This is a genomic window from Inquilinus ginsengisoli (assembly GCF_031453975.1).
Taxonomy (GTDB): Bacteria; Pseudomonadota; Alphaproteobacteria; order DSM-16000; family Inquilinaceae; genus Inquilinus; species Inquilinus ginsengisoli_A.
Genome location: NZ_JAVDPW010000002.1, coordinates 754,506 through 772,864, shown reverse-complemented (window position 1 = coordinate 772,864; position 18,359 = coordinate 754,506). Strand labels below are relative to the sequence as shown.

Sequence of the window (18,359 nt, the reverse complement as noted above, 5' to 3'; positions counted from 1 at the left end):
CAGGGTAGGGGCGGGGCCGGGGAGAAGGAGGCTGTTTGCGGGGGAGGATGGAGAGGATGTCTCCGCCCATCCCCTCCCGAGGAGAGAGTCTCTCTCCCCGCTAGGCCTGACCCGGTTCCGCCAACACCTCGATCGGCACGGCGACATCGTCCTTCACGGTGCGGGTGACGATGTAGGTGAAGTAGCGGTCGATGCCGATCTCGCTTTCCAGCAGCCGGTCGATCAGCCGCTGGTAGCCGTCGATGTCGCGGGCGACGATCTTCAGGAGATAGTCGATGCCGCCGCCCAGCGACCAGCAGCCGACCACCTCCGGCACCGCCTTCACCGCCCGCTCGAACCGGTCGAAATCGGCCTGGCGGTGGGCGCCCAGCGTGATCTCGACGAACACCATGGCGAAGGGCGCGATCCGGCGCAGCGCGATGCGGGCGTGATAGCCGGTGATGATGCCTTCCTGCTGCAGCCGGTGCAGCCGGGTCCAGCACGGCGTCGGCGACAGCCCGACCCGCTCGGCGAGGGCGAGTTTGGTGATGCGACCGTCGCGCTGGATCTCGGCGAGGATGCGCAGGTCGATGGGGTCGAGCTTGACGGACATGGTCCTGACCATGCCGGGTCGGGATTCCGGTTGTCAATTGAACTGATCCTGGATCACAGTCCAATCATGACAATCTGGCAACCCGACCCCGAGACCCTGCGCCGGCCCGCCTATCTGTCCCTGGCCGACCAGATCGCGCGCGCCATCGCCGACGGGCGGCTGCAGCCGGGGGAAAGGCTGGCGACGCACCGGCAGATGGCGGAGACGCTGAAGCTGTCGGTGCAGACCGTCAGCCGTGCCTATGAGGAGCTGATCCGCCGCGGCCTGATCTCCGGCGAGACCGGGCGCGGCACCTTCATCCGCCCGCCGCAGCGCGAGCCGGCGCCGCCCTATATTCCGGAGCGGCTGAGCGAGGTGATTGACCTGTCGATCCTGAAGCCGGTGGTGTGCGAGACCAAGCACATCGAGGCGATGAAGGCGGCGCTGCATGATCTGGCCGACACCCTGCCGCCCTCCGCCGTGCTGTCCTTCCGGCCGAACATGCTGTTCGCCCGCCACCGCCGGGTGGGCCAGGACTGGCTGCGCGACCATTGCGGGGTGGAAGCGGCGCCGAGCACCATCCACCTGACCAACGGCGCCACCTCGGGCATGACCATCGCCCTGATGGCCGCGGCGCCGCCGGGATCGACCGTGGTGACCGAGGCGGTCGGCCACCACACGCTGGTGCCGCTGGCCGCCTATCTCGGCCTGCGGCTGCGCGGCGTGGCGATCGACGGCGAGGGCGTGGTGCCCGAGGCGCTGGACGAGGCCTGCCGCGAGGGCGATGTCCGCGCCCTGTTCGTCATGCCGAACCCGATCAACGCCACCGCCAGCCTGATGGGCGCGGCGCGGCGGGCGGAGATCGTTACGGTGGCGCGGCGCCACGGGCTGCAGATCATCGAGAACGACGTGCTGGCGCCGCTGTTGAGCGAGCGGCTGCCGCCGCTGGCGGCCCTGGCGCCGGAGCGGACGCTGTACGTCACCACCTTCACCAAATGCGTGATGCCGGGGCTGCGGGCCGGCTATCTCGTGGTGCCCGACCGGCTCTGCCCGGCCGTGGCCAACCGCAGCCTGGTCACCAACTGGATGGCGACCGGGCTGGTCGCCGAACTGGCCGCCCGCTGGGTCGAAACCGGCACGGCGGCGGAGCTGGTGCGCTGGCAGAACACGGCGATCCGCGGCCGCCAGGCGATCGCGGCGGAACTGCTGGCCGGCATCCCGCATCGCGCCCATCCGGAAGGGCTGCATGTCTGGCTGCCCCTGGGCGAAGGCCGGTCGGAGGAGGAGTTCGTGTCCCATGCCCGGCTGCAGGGCGTGGCCATCGCGCCGGGTGCGTCCTTCGCCATCGACGGCCGTCCGGCTTGGCCGGCGGTGCGCGTCTCGGTCGGGTCGACCACGCCGGAGCAGCTGCGCGACGGCCTCAAGATCGTGGTCAACCTGCTGCAGGGCGAACCGGAGCCGGTGTTGCTGGCGATGTAGAAACAGGCATGCCGATGCCTAACAAATCATCACGAACTGAAAATTGTACTGATTTGTTTTTCCATTTGACATGATTTTGTCTCCCTCCCATCGTGACGTCCATTCAAGGCCGTCGCCGCAACAGGGAGAGCGACTTGCCAGACCCGACATCATCGGCCCCATGCATCAGCGTCGAAGGCGTGACCAAGCGCTTCGGCCCGCTGACTGTGCTGAACGACCTGTCCTTCACCGTGAAGCCCGGTGAGAAGCTGGCGCTGATCGGCCCGTCCGGCTCCGGCAAGACCACCATCCTGCGCATCCTGATGACGCTGGAGGAGATCAACGGCGGCCACATCCGCATCGAGGGCGAGCAGCTGTTCCACATGCCGCGCAATGGCGGGCTGGTGGCGGCCGATGAGCGCCACCTGCACAAGATGCGCGCCAAGATCGGCATGGTGTTCCAGCTGTTCAACCTGTTCCCGCACAAATGCGTGCTGGACAACGTCACCTTGGCCCCGATGCTGACCGCCGGCGTCGACCGCAAATCGGCCGAGACGCGAGCGATGGAATTGCTCGAGCTGGTCGGCATGGCCGGCAAGGCCAAGGCGATGCCGGCGCAGCTGTCCGGCGGCCAGAAGCAGCGCGTCGCCATCGCCCGCGCTTTGGCGCTGCAACCCAGGATCATGCTGTTCGACGAGGTCACCTCGGCGCTCGACCCCGAGCTGGTGGAGGAGGTGCTGAACGTCATGCGCCGCCTGGCCGCCGAGACCGACATGACCATGTTGCTGGTCACCCACGAGATGAGCTTCGCCCACGACTTCGCCGACCGCGTCCTGTTCTTCGACCAGGGCCGGATCGTGGAGGAGGGGCCGCCGGACGCGATCTTCCGCAATCCGCGCGAGGAGCGGACCCAGATTTTCCTCAAGAAGATCATTGCCGCCGGCCATCGGGTCTGACGCCGCGCTGCGACAACGCAAAACAGGAGAGGCAGAAATGAACAATGGATTTTGCGCGCGTCTGGTCCTGGCCGCCGCGTCGGCCGTGGCTTTGGCGCAGCCGGCCGCAGCCGACACGCTGGACAATCTCAAGGAGCAGGGCTTCGCTCGCATCGCCATCGCCAACGAGCCGCCCTTCACCGCGGTGGCGGCGGACGGCAAGGTCTCCGGCGCCGGGCCGGACGTGGCCCGCGAGGTGTTCAAGCGCATGGGCGTGGCCGACGTCGTCGCCTCGATCTCGGAATACGGCGCCATGATCCCCGGGCTGCAGGCGCGCCGCTTCGATGCCGTCACCGCTGGCCTGTTCATGAAGCCGGAGCGCTGCCGCGCCGTCGCCTATTCCCAGCCGATCCTGTGCGACGGCGAGGCCTTCGCGGTGAAGAAGGGCAATCCGCTGAACTTCCAGAGCTATGCCGACATCGCCGCCAATGCCGACGCCAAGATCGGCGCGCCCGGCGGCGGCACCGAGGAGCGGCTGGCACTGGAGGCCGGGGTACCGCGGGAGCGGGTGATCGTGGTGCCGGACGGGCAGAGCGGCATCAAGATGCTGCAGGACGGCCGCATCGACGCCTATTCGCTGCCGATCCTGTCGATCCAGGACCTGATGAAGAAGGCGTCGGACCCGAACATCGAGATGATCGGCCCGGTGAAGAACGCCCCGGTCTATTGCGACGGTGCCGCCTTCCGCAAGCAGGACACGGCGCTGCGCGACGCCTTCGACAAGGAGCTGGCGGCGCTGAAGCAGTCCGGCGAATTCGCCAAGATCGTCGAACCCTACGGCTTCTCGGCCAAGGCCGCGATCGAGACCAACCGCGACGCGCTGTGCGGCGGTCCGAACTGAGGGGCTGAGGGAAGAGCCGCCGCATGACCGACTGGGCCGGCTATTTCGGGCTGATCCTGCAGGGCGCCTGGGTGACGATCGAGCTGACCGTGCTCGGCTGCGCCCTGGCGTTGGTCGTCGCCTTCCTGGCCGGGCTGGGGCGAATCTCGTCCAGCTTCGCCCTGCGATCGCTGGCCACCGTCTATATCGAGTTCTTCCGCGGCACCTCGATCTTCGTGCAGCTGTTCTGGGTCTATTTCGTGCTGCCGCTGGCGGGGTTCGAACTCAGCCCGCTGCAGGCCGGGGTGCTGGCGCTGGGCCTCAATGTCGGGGCCTATGGCGCCGAGGTGGTGCGCGGCGCGGTGCAGTCGATCGGCCGCGAACAGCGCGAGGCCTGCGTGGCGCTGAACCTGACACGGCGGCAGAGCCTGCGCCATGTCATCCTGCCCCAGGCCTTCGTGCTGATGCTGCCGACCTTCGGCAACAATGCGATCGAACTCTTGAAGGCCACTGCCGTGGTGTCGCTGATCTCGCTGGCCGACCTCACCTTCCAGGCCCAGATCGTGCGGGCCCAGACTGGCAGCACCGCCTTTCCCTTCCTCACCATCCTGGTGATCTACTTCCTCCTCGCCACGCTGATCTCGACGGGAGTGCGGGCGCTGGAACGCCGCTTGGCGCGCGGCCTCGACGGCGTGCGGAGCTGACGCCATGGATTGGGACTGGGCCTTCGTCGTCGAGATCCTGCCGACCCTGCTGCAGGGCGCCAAGATCACCATCCTGGCCACCATCCTGGGCTATGCCCTGGCGGTGGTGCTGGGCCTCGGCCTGGCGCTGCTGCGCCGGTCGCCGCGCCGCTGGCTGGCGCGCGGCACCGGCTTCGTCGCCGAATTCATCCGCGGCACCCCGCTGCTCGTGCAACTCTACTTCCTGTTCTACATCATGCCGGATCTCGGCCTGACCCTGTCGCCGCTGACCGCCGGGGTGATCGGCCTCGGCCTGCACTACGCCACCTACACGGCGGAGGTGTACCGCGCCGGCATCGACAACACGCCGCGCGGCCAGTGGGAAGCGGCGAAGGCCTGCAACCTCACGGTCGGCCAGAGCTGGCGCCACATCATCCTGCCGCAGGCGATCCCGCCGATGATCCCGGCCCTGGCCAACTACTTCATCGCCATGTTCAAGGAGACGCCGCTGCTCTCCGCCATCACGGTCCTGGAGCTGATGAACCAGGCCCGCAGCGTCGCCAACTTCAACTACCGCTACCTGGAGCCGATCACGCTGGTCGGCGCCTTCTTCCTCGTCATCAGCCTGATCGCCGTGACCGGCCTCCGCGTCCTGGAGCGCCGCTTCCGGCCGCTGCGCTGACCCGGAGTCGATGATGCCGCTGCCCGAGATCGAACGATCCGCCCTGCCGCTCAGCTTCGACGACCGGCCGCTGCCGAAGCGGGTCGGCCTCGTCACCCTGGCGACCGACCACACCAGCGAGCCGGATTTCCGTCGCATGGTGGCCAGCGACCGGATCGGCGTCTATGTCGCCCGCATCGCCTATGCCAACCCGACCACGCCGGAGAATCTGCGCCGGATGCAGCCGCGGCTGAGCGAAGGCGCCCGGCTGATCCTGCCGGAAGAGGATCTGGATCTCGTCTGCTACTCCTGCACCTCGGCGTCGGTGGTGATGGGCGACGATGCGATCGAGGTGGCGATCCGCGAGGCCAAGCCCGGCGTCACCGTGGTGACGCCGCCGCTGGCCGCGCGCCGCGGCCTCGACGCGCTGGGCGTCCGCCGGATCGCGCTGCTGACGCCCTACACGGTCGAGACCAGCCGGCCGATGGCGGCCTATTTCGCCGATCACGGCTACGGCATCGCCCGCTTTACCTGCCTCGGCCTCGACGACGACCGGGAGATGGCGCGGATCACCCCGGCTTCGATCATCGCGGCGGCCGAGGCGGCGATGACGCCGGACGCCGAGGCGCTGTTCATCTCCTGCACCGCCCTGCGTGCCGCCGGGGTGGCGGCGGAGATCGAGCGCCGGATCGGCAAGCCGGTGGTGACCAGCAACCTCGCCACCGCCTGGATGGCCCTGCGGCTGTGCGGCGACGACCAGCCCCGGCCGGATCTCGGCCGGCTGATGGCGGTGTGAGGGGCGGGGTGATGGTCGGCGCATCCCATTCGAGCAATTCGGGCTATTCGAGTCCCCCCTCCCCTTGCGGGAGGGGGGTAGGGGGAGGGGGTTCCCTCCGCCAGAACCGGCCGCATCCGGTCGGAACTCCGAGGCCCATCGCATTCGCGCGCGGACGCGCGCAGACCCCTCCCCCTGCCCCCCTCCCGCAAGGGGAGGGGGGACAAAAAAAGGTGGGCCTGCGTCCTGAGGGAACAGTTCGTAGGTTGGGTTCGCCAAGTGCGAACCCAACCTACGTCTCTCTGCGGACGGCGAGGCCCGCCCGATGACCCACGCCGTCACCCTCGCCACCATCCATGCCGCCGCGGAGCGCATCGCCGGAGAGGTCGTGCGCACGCCGCTGGTGCCGTCGCCGACCCTGTCGGAGCGCGCCGGCGCGCCGGTGTTCCTCAAGCTCGAGACCCGGCAGACCACCGGCAGCTTCAAGCTGCGCGGCGCGACCAACGCGGTGCTGTCGCTGCCGCCGGAGGCCCGCAAGGTTGGGATCGCCGCCGCCTCGACCGGCAATCACGGCCGCGGCCTGGCTCATGCCGCCGCCCGCCAAGGCCTGCGTTGCATCGTGTGCATGTCCGCCCTGGTGCCGGAGAACAAGGTCGCCGCGATCCGCACCCTGGGGGCGGAGATCCGCATCGTCGGCCGGTCGCAGGACGACGCCCAGGATGAGGTCGACCGGCTGGTGGCGGAGGAGGGGTTCACCGCCATCCCGCCCTTCGATCACCCGGATGTGATCTCCGGCCAGGGCAGCATCGGGCTGGAGATCGTCGCCGACGTGGCCGACGTGGAGCAGGTGGTGGTGCCGCTGTCCGGCGGCGGCCTGTTCGGCGGCATCGCCGCGGCGGTCAAGGCGTTGCGGCCACTGGCCCGGATGACCGGCGTGTCGATGGAACGCGGCCCGGCGATGCAGCTCAGCCTTGCCGCCGGCCGCCCGGTGCCGGTCGAGGAATTGCCGACCCTGGCGGATTCGCTCGGCGGCGGCATCGGCCTGGACAACCGCCACACCTTTGCCCTGGCCCGCGACCTGCTGGACGAGGTCGTGCTGCTGGCCGAGGCCGAGATCGCCGCGGCGATCGACCACGCCTATGCCGCGGAGCAGGAGATCGTCGAGGGCGGCGGCGCGGTCGGCATCGGCGCGTTGCTGGCCGGCAAGCTCACCGTATCCGGTCCGACCGTGCTGGTGGTCTCGGGCCGCAACATCGACATGGCGCTGCACCGCAGGATCGTCAGCGGCGCCTGGGAGGAGACACCGTGCCCCGCATGACCATCGTGACGGAGGCGGAACTGCGCCGCGCCGTGCCGCTCGACCGCGATACCGTCGCCTGCGTCGAGCAGGCGTTCCTGGCGCTGGCCACCAAGGCGGTGGTGATGCCGCCGATCCTGCGCCTGGACATCCCTGAGCATCATGGCGAGGTCGATGTGAAGACCGCCTATGTGCCCGGCCTGGACGGCTTCGCCATCAAGATCAGCCCCGGCTTCTTCGACAACCCGAAGCTGGGCCTGCCCAGCACCAGCGGGCTGATGGTGCTGTTCAGTGCCAGGACCGGGCAGGTCGATGCGGTGCTGTTCGACAATGGCTACCTGACCGACGTGCGCACCGCCGCGGCGGGCGCGGTGGCGGCCAGGCACCTGTCCCGCAAGGATGCGAAGGTGGCCGCGATCTTCGGTGCCGGCATGCAGGCGCAGCTGCAGTTGCAGGCGCTGATGCTGGTGCGGCCGATCGTCGAGGCGCGGATCTGGGCCCGCCGGCCCGAGCGGGCGGATGCCCTGGCGGTGACGTTGTCCGACCGGCTGGGCATCGCCGTCCGCGCCGAGGTGGCGCCGGAAGCAGCGGTCGACGGCGCCGACATCATCGTCACCACCACGCCGGCGACCGAACCGGTGCTGAGCGCCGGCTGGCTGTCGCCCGGCCAGCACATCACCGCGATAGGCTCGGACGCCGAGCACAAGAACGAGCTGGATCCCGCCATCCTCGCCCGTGCCGACCTCTATGTCGCCGACAGCCTGGCGCAGGTGCGGCGGCTGGGCGAGCTGCATCACGCCATCGCCGCCGGCACCGTCGCGGCCGATGCCGTCTTCCCCGAACTCGGCGCCGTCATCGCCGGCACCGCGCCCAGCCGCAGCTCCGCCACCGCCATCACCGTCGCCGACCTCACCGGCACCGGCGCCCAGGACACCGCCATCGCCACCCTGGCCCGCGGCCGCGTGGCCGCCGCCGGCATCGGCACCCCCTTCGAAAGCTGAAAGGCACCGCCATGTCCGTCACCTTGAACTTCAGCCGCGAGGAATATGCCGCGCGGCTGGCCAAGACCCGCGCCGCCATGGCCCGCCAGGGGATCGACCTGCTGTGGGTCAGCGACCCCTCGAACATGGCGTGGCTGACCGGCTATGACGGCTGGTCCTTCTACGTCCACCAGGGCGTGCTGGTGCCGCCGGAGGGCGAGCCGATCTGGTACGGCCGCGGCCAGGACGCCAACGGCGCAAAGCGCACCGCCTATCTCGCGCATGACAACATCATCGGCTATCCCGACCATTACGTGCAGTCGACCGAACGGCACCCGATGGACCGGCTGGCCGGGATCATCGACTCGCGCGGCTGGGGCCGGCTGTCGATCGGCGTCGAGATGGACAATTACTGGTTCTCGGCCGCCGCCTTCGCATCGCTGCAGCGCCACCTGCCCAACGCCCGCTTCGCCGACGCCACCGCGCTGGTGAACTGGCAGCGCGCGGTGAAGAGCCCGCAGGAGCTGGACTACATGCGAAAGGCCGCGCGCATCGTCGAGGCGATGCACAAGCGGATCGTCGAGAAAGTCGAGCCCGGCCTGCGCAAGAACGACCTCGTCGCCGAGATCTACGATGCCGGCATCCGCGGGGTGGACGGCGTCGGCGGCGACTATCCCGCAATCGTGCCGCTGCTGCCCTCGGGCGCGGACGCCTCGGCGCCGCACCTGACCTGGGACGACAAGCCGATGCGCAGCGGGGAGGGAACCTTCTTCGAGATCGCCGGCTGCTACAAGCGCTACCACTGCCCGCTGTCGCGCACGGTGTTCCTGGGCAAGCCGACCCAGGCCTTCCTCGACGCCGAGAAGGCGGTGCTGGAGGGGATGGAGGCCGGGCTGGAGGCGGCGCGGCCGGGCAACACCTGCGAGGACATCGCCCATGCCTTCTTCGGCGTGCTGAAGAAGTACGGCATCACCAAGGACAACCGCACCGGCTACCCGATCGGGCTGAGCTATCCGCCGGATTGGGGCGAACGGACCATGAGCCTGCGCCCGGGCGACCGCACCGTGCTGGAGCCCGGCATGACCTTCCACTTCATGACCGGGCTATGGCTGGAAGACATGGGGCTGGAGATCACCGAGAGCATCGCCATCGCCGAGGGCGGGGTCGAGATCCTGGCCGACGTGCCGCGCCAGCTCTTCGTCAAGCCATGACCGGTGTCGACCTGCCGCCATCGCCGATCGTGCCGTCGGTCGATTTCGACCGCGACGGGGTGCAGCACGGCACGCTGCGCCTGCCCTACAGCCGGGACGATTCCGCCTGGGGCTCGGTGATGATCCCGATCGCCGTGATCCAGAACGGGGAGGGCCCGACCGCCCTTCTCACCGGCGCCAATCACGGCGACGAATACGAGGGCCCGATCGCGCTGTTCGACCTGGCGCGGACGCTGGATCCGGCGCAGGTGCGGGGGCGGGTGATCATCGTCCCGGCGATGAACTACCCGGCCTTCCGCGCCGGCACCCGCACCTCGCCGATCGACAAGGGCAATCTGAACCGCAGCTTCCCCGGCCGGCCCGACGGCACCGCGACGCAGAAGATCGCGGACTATTTCCAGCGCGCCCTGCTGCCGCTGGCCGACATCGTGCTGGACTTCCATTCCGGCGGGAAGACGCTGGATTTCGTGCCCTTCGCCGCCGCCCATATCCTGCCCGACAAGGACCAGGAGGCGCGCAGCTTCGCGGCGGTCGCGGCCTTCGCGGCGCCCTGGTCGATGCGGATGCTGGAGATCGACGCCGTCGGCATGTACGACACCGCGGCCGAGGCGGCGGGCAAGGTCTTCGTCACCACCGAACTCGGCGGCGGCGGCACCGCCACGGCCCGCACCGTCGGCATCGCCAAACGCGGCGTGCGCAACCTGCTGCGCCATGCCGGCATCCTGGCGGAGGCGGTGGAGCCGGCGCCCAGCCGCTGGCTCGACATGCCGTCTTCCGACTGCTTCTGCTTCGCGGAGCAGGACGGCATGGCCGAGACCTGCGTCGATCTCGGCGACCCGGTGCGGAAGGGCGACGTCATCGCCCGGATCCACCCGGTCGACCGCACCGGCGGGGCGCCGGCGGAATACCGGGCGGCGCTGAACGGCATCCTCGCCGCCCGGCACTTCCCCGGCCTGGTCAAGGCGGGGGACTGCCTGACGGTGATCGGCACCGTGGAGGATTAGGGCGTCACGGTCGGTTCATGTCGGCGAACACCGCCTTCAGCCGGGCCGCGGCGAAATCCATGAAGGCCCGGACCTTGGCGGTCGCCAGCCGGCCTTCGGGGGCGATGAGATGGGCGGGCAGCGGGGGCAACTCGTCGTCCGGCAGCAGGATGACGAGGCGGCCTTCCCGGACGTGGCGGTCGATCTTGTACGACATGACGCGCAGCACGCCCTCGCCGTCCACGGCGGCGTCCACCGCGGCCTGATCGGCATTGACCATCAGGCGCGGGCGCACCCGCACGTTGCGGTTCACCCGGTGTCCCGGCGCCGGCGGGAAGCTCCAGACCTCATTCGGGCTCAGCGGGGCGATCGCGATGCAGTCATGCTCCGAAAGATCGGCCGGCACCGTGATCGCCGGCTTGCGCGCGAGGTAGTCCGGCGAGGCGCACAGCACGCGCCTGACATTGCCGACATGCAGCGCGATCATCGCCGAATCCGGCAGGGCCGCGATCCTCAGCGCCACGTCCACGCCCTCCTCGATCAGGTTGATCATCTGGTCGAGCAGCAGGAAGCGGACCTGGACGTCGGGATGGGCCCGCAGGAAGGCGCCGATGATCGGGCGCAGGATCTGGGTTCCGAACATCACCGGCGCCGTGATCGTCAGCAGGCCACGCGGCGCGGTTCGTTCGCCGGCCACCGACAGGTCGGCTTCCTCGAGGTCGGTCAGCATGCGGCGGCAGGCCGCGGCGTAGCGTTCGCCCGCATCGGTCAGCCGCAGGCCACGCGTGCTGCGATGCAGCAGCTGGACGCCGACCTGGCTTTCGAGAAAGGCGATGGCGCGGGTGACGGCGGCCGGTGAGCGGCCCAGCCGACGTCCGGCACCGGCAAGGCTCCCTTCATCGAGCGTGGTGACGAACACGCGCATGGCGTCCAGTCGGTCCATCGGTCCTTCCGGCTGGCGAAAGCAAGGCTTTCCCACGATAGACGTTCTGGCGACGGGGACAAAGCCGTAGCCTCTTGCGGCGGCAGATGGGTCACTCCCCCGCAGGCCCTCCAGATGAGGAAGACCGAGATGCAAGCCCCGAAGCCGGCCGTCACCCACCATCGCACCGTCGCCATCGAAGGCGTGGAGGTCTTCTACCGCGAGGCCGGCCCGGCCGATGCGCCGGTCGTGCTGCTGCTGCACGGCTTCCCGACCTCGTCGCATATGTTCCGCAATTTGATCCCCGCTTTGGCGGACCGCTACCGCGTGATCGCGCCGGACTATCCCGGCTTCGGCCAGAGCGGCATGCCCGACCACCGGGAGTACGCCTACACCTTCGCCCACTACGCCGATGTGGTGGACGGGCTGCTGGAGCAGCTCGGCGTCCGGCGCTACGCCATGTATGTGATGGATTATGGCGCGCCGGTCGGCTACCGCCTGGCGCTGAAGCACCCCGAGCGGGTCAGCGCGCTGATCATTCAGAACGGCAACGCCTATGAGGAGGGCCTCAAGCAGTTCTGGGACCCGATCAAGGCGTATTGGGCGGAGGACTCGGCGGCGCGGCGCGAGGCGCTGGCCTTCCTGGTGGCGCCGGAGACGACGAAGTTCCAGTACACCGACGGCGTGCGCGACGTCTCACGCATCTCCCCCGACAACTGGGTCCACGACCAGGCGCTGCTGGACCGGCCGGGGAACAAGGACGTCCAGCTCGACCTGTTCAAGGACTACGGCAGCAACGTCCCGCTCTACCCCCAGTTCCAGGCCTTCTTCCGCGAGCGCAAGCCGCCGACGCTGATCGTGTGGGGCCAGAACGACGTCATCTTTCCGGCCGACGGCGCCCACCCCTACAAGCGCGACCTGCCGGACCTCGAATTCCACCTGTTCGACACCGGCCATTTCGCCCTGGAGGACAAGGCCGACGAGATCTTCCCCCTGATCCGCGACTTCCTCGATCGGAAGGTAGGGGGCGGGCCGTGACGCCGGCCGATCACCCCGTCGCGTCACGCCAGGGCTTCTGTCTGTGCTGCGGCGGCTCGGCCACCTTCGCCCCTGACGGCAGCTGGCTGACCCCGCACCAGGTCTTTACCGAGGCCCGCGGCATCGTCGACACGATCCGCGCGGCGGCGGCCACGGCGCCGATCCAGGTCCACACGCTGCGCGGCAATGTCAGCGTGCTCGAGGGGTCCGGCGGCAACATCGCCGTGCTCACCGGCCCGGACGGCAAGCTGCTGGTCGATGCCGGCATCGGCGTGTCCCGGCCGCAGCTCACCAAGGCCCTCGCCAGCCTGGGACCCGAGCCGATCACGCACCTGATCAACACCCATTGGCATTTCGACCATGCCGACGGCAATGAATGGCTGCATGCCGAAGGTGCTGCCATCCTGGCCCATGAGAACACCCGCAAGCATCTCATCGCCGCCCAGCGGGTCGAGGACTGGAACTTCGACTTCCCGGCATCGCCGCCGGGCGCCATTCCGGCCGACGTCTTCGCCACGGACCGGAGCGTGCAACTGAACCGCTCCACCCTCGCGCTGAAGTATTACGGCCCGGCCCACACCGACAGCGACATCTCCGTCACCTTCGCCGAGGCGGACATCGTCCACGCCGCCGATATCTACTGGAATGGGATCTACCCGTTCATCGACTATTCGACCGGCGGCAGCATCGACGGCACGATCCGCGGGGCCGAGGCCACCCTGGCTGTGACCACCGACAAGACGATCATCATCCCGGGCCACGGCCAGCCCGTCAGCAACCGGGCGGAGCTCCAGGCCTATCGCGACATGCTGGTGGCGATCCGGGACAACGTCGCGGCGCTGAAACGCCAGGGCCGGTCCCTGGAGGAGATCGTCGCGGCCAAGCCGACCGCGGCCTATGACGCGAAATGGGGCCAGTTCGTCATCGGCCCCGCCCTCTTCACCAAGCTGGTCTACGAGGGCGTCTGAAACCGCGCCGGGCCTACGACCTGCCGATCACGGTCCGGGAGACCGCCAACAGCCGCCCCGGACCGTTCACGGCCGCGAACAGCAGCCCGGCGATGAAGGAGAAGTGATCGACGAAGAAGCCGAACTCGGCCTGGTTCCCCGCCCAATGCGATGGGCCGTGGAAGGCGAAGGCCAGGAACAGGACATAGGCCGCGGCGACGAGCGCCGCTTCCGAGAAGAACGCGCCCGTGAGGAAACAGATGGCCAGCGCACATTCCAGGATCGCGGCAAGCCAGGCCAGGAGAAGCGGAGCCGGAAAACCCGCGGCGGCGATGTAGCCCGCGGTGTCGCCCATGCCGAGGAACTTGAAGCTCACGGCCATGATGAAAACCGCGGCGAAGATGATCCTGCCGATGAGAATAGCGATCGACCGCCACGAGGGTTCTGATGCATCCATGCTCGTCGGCCTTTCCCCCATGTAAGATACGCAGAGTAACCGAACTGGAATACCAGGTTCAACTGCTGGGCTGGCGCGAGTCGCGACCTTGCGGGAACTGAGGCGCTCGCGATCCTATCAAAGAATTGCCAGGGCCGTGGTCGCCACCAGGATGGCCGCGAACAGCAGATTGACCACCCGGGATATCGTCGGTTGGTGCAGTAGTCTGGCAAAGACGCTGCCGGCGACCAGCCAGGCGAGATGGATCAGGGTGATCATCCCGGTCAGCACCGCCACCTTGATCATCGTTTCCGTCAGGCGGGAATCGGCGGCGAGCGTGGTGCCGGTGAAGACCGCGGCGATGGCGAGATAGGCCTTGGGATTGGCCACCGCGAGCAGAAAGCCGCCGACGAGGCCGGGCGCCTGGACGTCCCGGCCGGGTTCGGACAAGGGCGGCGCCGTGGCGATCCTGAACGCCAGATAGATCATGTAGGCGACGGACAGGCCCAGCAGGACCGGGGCAAGGCGTGGCAGCGACAGCAGGATTGAGACCAGCCCCGCGGCGATCGCGAGCAGGACGGCGGTGGTGCCCAGGATCAGCCCCGACACATAGGGCAGGGACCGCCGGAAGCCGAAGGCGGCGCCGACGGCGGTGACGCTGATGGTCGACGGGCCCGGGCTGCCCATCACCACCAGGGCCGCCAGGACCAGCGACAGGACGGGGTGCCAGGCCCCGGGGTCCAAAAGCAGCTGATCCATCATGGGAATCCCTGTAGCGTCGCCGGATGGGAACCAGGCTACAGGGGCGAAGCGACGCCGGTCTTGGACGCTTGTGCGACACCGGCCCGCGCGGCGGTAGGGCCAAGGGCGCCTGCAGCCACGGCCTCACGCCGGGGCAATGGGCCGCTGCGCTCGGCTAGCCCATCGGTCAGGCCAGCCCCATCTCCCGCATATCCTGGAACCGGTCGGCGATGCGCGGATGCAGCCGGCCGCCATCCGCGGCACCGATCGCCACCAGCACCTCGTCCGGCCCCGGCGCGTCGGTGACGGCGAATTCGGCGGTGATGAAATGCGACCGCTTGCCGGTCTCGGTCTTGTGGATCATCGGCACCGAGACGGTGACGCCGGCCGGCCCGCGGGTGTTGGTGAAGCTGAGATAGGCGGTGCCGCCCACCGCGTTGCGGAACACATTGCCGAAGCGCAGCGTGTGGATCAGGGCGGAGGCGTGCTCGACCTCGCCGCCGGTGCCGACGATCGCGGCCTTGCCATAGGCCTCGATCCGGTCCGCCGGCATCAGCTCGAGCAGCCGGGCGACCAGCGCCTCGGCCAGCGGCGGGGCGATCGCCAGCACCTCCGGCCGCAGGTCCTCGACGAAGCCGCGCCCTGCCCAGGGGTTCGCCAGCACCGCCGCGACGATGACCGAGGTCACCGGCCGGGCGCCGCGCTTGCCGCCCTCGATGAATATCTGCTCCGTGTGGGCGGCGATCTTGCGGATCTCAAGCGTCATGGCGCGCTCTCATGCTCTCGGCTGGTTCGGAGGCCGCGACCCTAGGCAGCGCCGCGGCGGGCGTCTTCCTATGAATCGGAGGAAACGGACGCTGAAATCCCCCCGGCCGGGAGGTAGAGTGGGGCGCGCGCCCGCGCCTAAACTCGGCATCGTTTCCGCAGATGAGCCATTTGCCCTTGGACCACCGGTCGCTGCTCCGCGCGCTTCGCGATGCCGCCAGCCTGATCAATTCCAGCGGCGACCTCGCCACCATGCTGCGGCACCTCGTCTACGCCGCCTGCCACCACGGCATGTGGTCGATGGGCGCGGTGATGAGCGTCGACCAGCAGAACGGCTATGCCTATGTCGTGGCCCGGCACGATCCGACGCTGATCCCGAACGTGCTGGAGAACCGCTGGAACCTCGCCACCAGCCCGTCGCTGATCGCCCTGACGCGCAACGAGCCGGTGGTGATCCCCGACGCCTTCGCCTCCGAGGAGTTCCCGGCCTACCGCCAGGAGGCGCATGAGCGCGGCTACCGCACCGTGGTGGTGCTGCCGATGGGCTGCCACGACGCCGAGGGCCGCGCCATGGTCCTGACCGTGCAGTCGCGCACCGTGGTCGAGGTCACCGAGGACGACCTCGCCTTCCTCGGCAGCATCGTCCATCTCGGCGCCATCGCCGTCGACAAGGCGCACCGGCTGCGGGCCGAGCACGTCTTCGCCGAACGGTTGCAGAGCGTGCTGGCGGTGAATTCGGCGCTGATGGAGCAGGTGCTGGCCGACGGGTCGGTGGTGTCGGCGGCGGCGATGATCGGCGAGGTGTTTCCCAACCCGATCGTGGTGCTGGACCTGACCGCCAACCTGATCGTCGCCGGCCGTTCGCCGCGGCCCGAGATCCTGGACGACGCGGCCTGGCAGCTGGCCGTTCGCACCACGCTCAACCGGCAACTGGTGAAGGCGGCCCGCGCCGCCGTGGACCAGCCGCGCGCCGAGGCCTGGGACCTGCATCTCGACCATGGCGCCGGGCGGTTCAAGGTGGCGGCGCGGATCGAGCCGCTGGTGATCGACCGCGAGGCGGTCGGCGTGCTGATGGTGTTCCCGCGCTCGACCGATTTCGGCGACCTCGACCACCTCTTGCTCGACAGCGCCAAATTCGCGCTCAGCGTCCAGATGATGCGCAGCTTCATCCGGTTCCGGGCGGAATCGCAGACCCTGACCGACCTGTTCTCCGAGATCGTCGAGCAGCGCTGGCGCGACCCGGCCGACATCACCGCCCGGGCGCTGCGGCTGGGCTTCGACCTAGCCGTGCCCGCCCTGCTGATCGCGGTCGGTCTTCCGGCCGGTACCGGCATCGGCACCGCCACGGGGCTGGAACTGCACCGTTCGGTGACCCGCGCGGCGCAGGAACAGCATCCCCAGTCCAGCGCCGTGGCCTTCGGCGATGCCATCATCTGCCGGCTGCCGACCGATGGCGGCGACGGCGAGGAGGCGGCGCGGAAGCTGATGCGCCGGATCGTGGAGGAGGCGCGGCGGGTCCTCGACGCCGTCCCGATCGTCGTAGCCAGCAAGCCGTGCCGCGCGCTGGGCGACTATCCCGGCGCCTGGGAGCAGTGCCAGCGCATGATCGTGCTGGCCCGCCGCTTCCATCGCCAGGGGGTGCTGACGCCGCAGGATTTCGGGCCGTTCCCGGTGCTGCTGTCGGCCGCCGACACCGATGAGGTCCGGGGCTTCGTCGACGGCGCGATCGGCGCCGTGGCGCGCCACGACCAGAAGCACGGCACGGCCTATATCGAGACCCTGGCCCGGTTCCTCGACCAGGGCTGCCGCAACCAGGCCTGCGCCGACGCCATGGGCCTGCACGTCACCACGCTGCGCTATCGCCTGGCACGGATCCACGAGCTGTTCGGCATCGAGCTGGACACGCCGGAGCGGCGCTTCTCGCTCGAACTCGCCATCCGGCTGCACGGCATGGTCAAGGACGGCGCCGGCCGCGGCTGACGCCCCCGCTTGCTCCGACGGATAGGAGCATCATCGCCTCCGCTTCCTCTCGACCGCAGGAAGATCACCCGGTTCCGAGCGAATAGCCTCACTCGAAATCGAGGAGGCCCCGCGGATGTCAGCACCCCAGCAGAACGGTCACAGCCCGATCGACGCCGTCGAGCTGCGGCGGGCGTTCGGGACCTTCGTCACCGGGGTCACCGTCGTCACCACCTGGGACGGGGAGGGGGCGCCGCGCGGCATGACCGCGAACTCCTTCACCTCGGTGTCGCTCGACCCGCCCCTGCTGCTGGTCTGCATCGGCAGGCACGCGGCCAGCTTCCCGGCGTTCAGTACCTCCACCGCCTTCGCCGTCAACCTGCTGCACGAGGCGCAGACCGACGTGTCGTCGCTGTTCGCGTCGAAGTCGCCGGACAAGTTCGGGGCGATCTCGCACGACACCGTCCACACCGGCGCCCCGGTGCTGACCGACTGCATGACCTGGTTCGACTGCACCGTGCACGACCGGGTCGAGGCCGGCGACCACATGGTGCTGATCGGCCGGGTGCAGGCCTTCGGCACCAGCGCCTCGGCCCCGCTCGGCTTCTGCCGCGGGCGCTACGCCGCGGTGAAGGACCCGCTGCCGGCCGGCTGGTCGCCGTCGCACAGCATGGTGGTCGGCTACCTGATCGAGCATGACGGCCGCATCCTGCTGCGCGCCGACGGCCACGGCGGCTGGGGCCTGCCCACCGCGCGCCGCCGCCGGGCCGAGCACGCCGTCGACCTCGACGATGTCGGCGCCCTGCCGCTCTTGTCCGACTCCACCTTCCTCTATGCGGTGTTCGACGTCGGCGACAGCGACCCCGGCTACATCATCTATCGCGGCCGGCTGGAGGACGCGGCCCCGGCCGCCGCACTGCCGCCCGACCTCCGCTTCTTCGCGCCCGAGGATCTGCCCTTCGAGGCGATCCCGGTGCGCGAGATCCGCTCGATGCTGCGGCGCTACCTGCGCGAACGCAGCTCCGACCGCTTCGGTATCTACATCGATTCCAGCGATGGCGGCCGCGTCGCGATGATCGATGGCGACGCCCGCCCCTGGCAGGCCAGCGACGCCTGA

19 protein-coding genes are annotated in these 18,359 nt (G+C 69.3%); 14 read left to right on the top strand and 5 right to left on the bottom strand.

Annotated elements, in window-relative coordinates; all coding sequences use genetic code 11:
• Window positions 1–100: 100 nt before the first annotated feature.
• A complete protein-coding gene (locus E9232_RS07460) occupies window positions 101–592 on the bottom strand; it encodes an Lrp/AsnC family transcriptional regulator (RefSeq protein WP_309793088.1) in 492 nt (163 codons plus the stop codon).
• Window positions 593–658: 66 nt separating this feature from the next.
• On the opposite strand from E9232_RS07460, the gene ehuR reads away from it, so the two are divergent.
• The 10 genes from ehuR (at window position 659) to doeB (ending at window position 10,455) form a co-directional block, all read left to right on the top strand.
• The gene (gene ehuR, locus E9232_RS07455) at window positions 659–2,050 is read left to right on the top strand and encodes a MocR-like ectoine utilization transcription factor EhuR (protein WP_309793087.1); all 1,392 of its coding nucleotides are present in this window, start codon (window positions 659–661) and stop codon (window positions 2,048–2,050) included.
• A gap of 134 nt (window positions 2,051–2,184) precedes the next feature.
• The gene (gene ehuA, locus E9232_RS07450; protein WP_309793086.1) at window positions 2,185–2,985 is read left to right on the top strand and encodes an ectoine/hydroxyectoine ABC transporter ATP-binding protein EhuA; all 801 of its coding nucleotides are present in this window, start codon (window positions 2,185–2,187) and stop codon (window positions 2,983–2,985) included.
• 37 nt (window positions 2,986–3,022) lie between these two features.
• Window positions 3,023–3,865: an ectoine/hydroxyectoine ABC transporter substrate-binding protein EhuB gene (ehuB, locus tag E9232_RS07445; RefSeq protein ID WP_309793085.1), complete on the top strand. Its 843-nt coding sequence runs from the start codon at window positions 3,023–3,025 to the stop codon at window positions 3,863–3,865.
• A 23-nt stretch (window positions 3,866–3,888) separates the two neighbouring features.
• Window positions 3,889–4,548 (top strand): ectoine/hydroxyectoine ABC transporter permease subunit EhuC, encoded by a 660-nt coding sequence (gene ehuC, locus E9232_RS07440; RefSeq protein WP_309793084.1) that lies wholly within the window; start codon window positions 3,889–3,891, stop codon window positions 4,546–4,548.
• A gap of 4 nt (window positions 4,549–4,552) precedes the next feature.
• The gene (gene ehuD, locus E9232_RS07435) at window positions 4,553–5,209 is read left to right on the top strand and encodes an ectoine/hydroxyectoine ABC transporter permease subunit EhuD (protein WP_309793083.1); all 657 of its coding nucleotides are present in this window, start codon (window positions 4,553–4,555) and stop codon (window positions 5,207–5,209) included.
• Window positions 5,210–5,222: 13 nt separating this feature from the next.
• Complete coding sequence (eutA, locus tag E9232_RS07430) at window positions 5,223–5,984, top strand: ectoine utilization protein EutA (RefSeq protein WP_309793082.1); 762 nt, start codon at window positions 5,223–5,225, stop codon at window positions 5,982–5,984.
• Between the two features lie 304 nt (window positions 5,985–6,288).
• Window positions 6,289–7,281: a hydroxyectoine utilization dehydratase EutB gene (gene eutB / locus E9232_RS07425; protein WP_309793081.1), complete on the top strand. Its 993-nt coding sequence runs from the start codon at window positions 6,289–6,291 to the stop codon at window positions 7,279–7,281.
• Window positions 7,278–8,261 carry an ectoine utilization protein EutC gene (gene eutC / locus E9232_RS07420; RefSeq protein ID WP_309793079.1) on the top strand — a complete coding sequence of 328 codons (984 nt, stop codon included), beginning with the start codon at window positions 7,278–7,280 and terminating at the stop codon, window positions 8,259–8,261. The genes eutB and eutC overlap by 4 nt, the downstream gene beginning before the upstream one ends.
• Window positions 8,262–8,272: 11 nt before the next feature.
• Window positions 8,273–9,451, top strand: coding sequence for an ectoine hydrolase DoeA (gene doeA / locus E9232_RS07415; protein ID WP_309793077.1), 1,179 nt, complete (start codon window positions 8,273–8,275; stop codon window positions 9,449–9,451).
• The gene (gene doeB, locus E9232_RS07410) at window positions 9,448–10,455 is read left to right on the top strand and encodes a N(2)-acetyl-L-2,4-diaminobutanoate deacetylase DoeB (RefSeq protein WP_309793076.1); all 1,008 of its coding nucleotides are present in this window, start codon (window positions 9,448–9,450) and stop codon (window positions 10,453–10,455) included. The genes doeA and doeB overlap by 4 nt, the downstream gene beginning before the upstream one ends.
• Window positions 10,456–10,459: 4 nt before the next feature.
• On the opposite strand, the gene E9232_RS07405 is transcribed toward doeB, so the two are convergent.
• Window positions 10,460–11,377: a LysR family transcriptional regulator gene (locus E9232_RS07405; protein ID WP_309793075.1), complete on the bottom strand. Its 918-nt coding sequence runs from the start codon at window positions 11,375–11,377 to the stop codon at window positions 10,460–10,462.
• 129 nt (window positions 11,378–11,506) lie between these two features.
• Here E9232_RS07405 and E9232_RS07400 point away from each other — a divergent pair, with 129 nt between their 5' ends.
• Both E9232_RS07400 and E9232_RS07395 read left to right on the top strand, forming a co-directional pair.
• Window positions 11,507–12,394, top strand: a complete 888-nt coding sequence (locus E9232_RS07400; RefSeq protein ID WP_309793074.1) for an alpha/beta fold hydrolase — start codon at window positions 11,507–11,509, stop codon at window positions 12,392–12,394.
• Window positions 12,391–13,362, top strand: a complete 972-nt coding sequence (locus tag E9232_RS07395; protein ID WP_309793073.1) for an MBL fold metallo-hydrolase — start codon at window positions 12,391–12,393, stop codon at window positions 13,360–13,362. Before E9232_RS07400 ends, E9232_RS07395 begins: the two co-directional genes overlap by 4 nt.
• A gap of 13 nt (window positions 13,363–13,375) precedes the next feature.
• Here the strand turns inward: E9232_RS07395 and E9232_RS07390 are convergent, their stop codons facing one another.
• From E9232_RS07390 to E9232_RS07380, 3 genes are all read right to left on the bottom strand, one after another.
• Window positions 13,376–13,798, bottom strand: coding sequence for a DoxX family protein (locus E9232_RS07390; protein ID WP_309793072.1), 423 nt, complete (start codon window positions 13,796–13,798; stop codon window positions 13,376–13,378).
• Window positions 13,799–13,915: 117 nt separating this feature from the next.
• Window positions 13,916–14,536, bottom strand: a complete 621-nt coding sequence (locus tag E9232_RS07385; protein WP_309793070.1) for a LysE family translocator — start codon at window positions 14,534–14,536, stop codon at window positions 13,916–13,918.
• 169 nt (window positions 14,537–14,705) lie between these two features.
• On the bottom strand, window positions 14,706–15,284 hold the full coding sequence (locus E9232_RS07380; RefSeq protein WP_309793069.1) for an amino acid synthesis family protein: 579 nt from the start codon (window positions 15,282–15,284) through the stop codon (window positions 14,706–14,708).
• A gap of 161 nt (window positions 15,285–15,445) precedes the next feature.
• On the opposite strand from E9232_RS07380, the gene E9232_RS07375 reads away from it, so the two are divergent.
• Together E9232_RS07375 and E9232_RS07370 are read left to right on the top strand one after the other, a co-directional pair.
• Window positions 15,446–17,263 carry a helix-turn-helix domain-containing protein gene (locus tag E9232_RS07375; protein WP_309793068.1) on the top strand — a complete coding sequence of 606 codons (1,818 nt, stop codon included), beginning with the start codon at window positions 15,446–15,448 and terminating at the stop codon, window positions 17,261–17,263.
• A 115-nt stretch (window positions 17,264–17,378) separates the two neighbouring features.
• On the top strand, window positions 17,379–18,359 hold the full coding sequence (locus tag E9232_RS07370) for a flavin reductase (protein ID WP_309793067.1): 981 nt from the start codon (window positions 17,379–17,381) through the stop codon (window positions 18,357–18,359).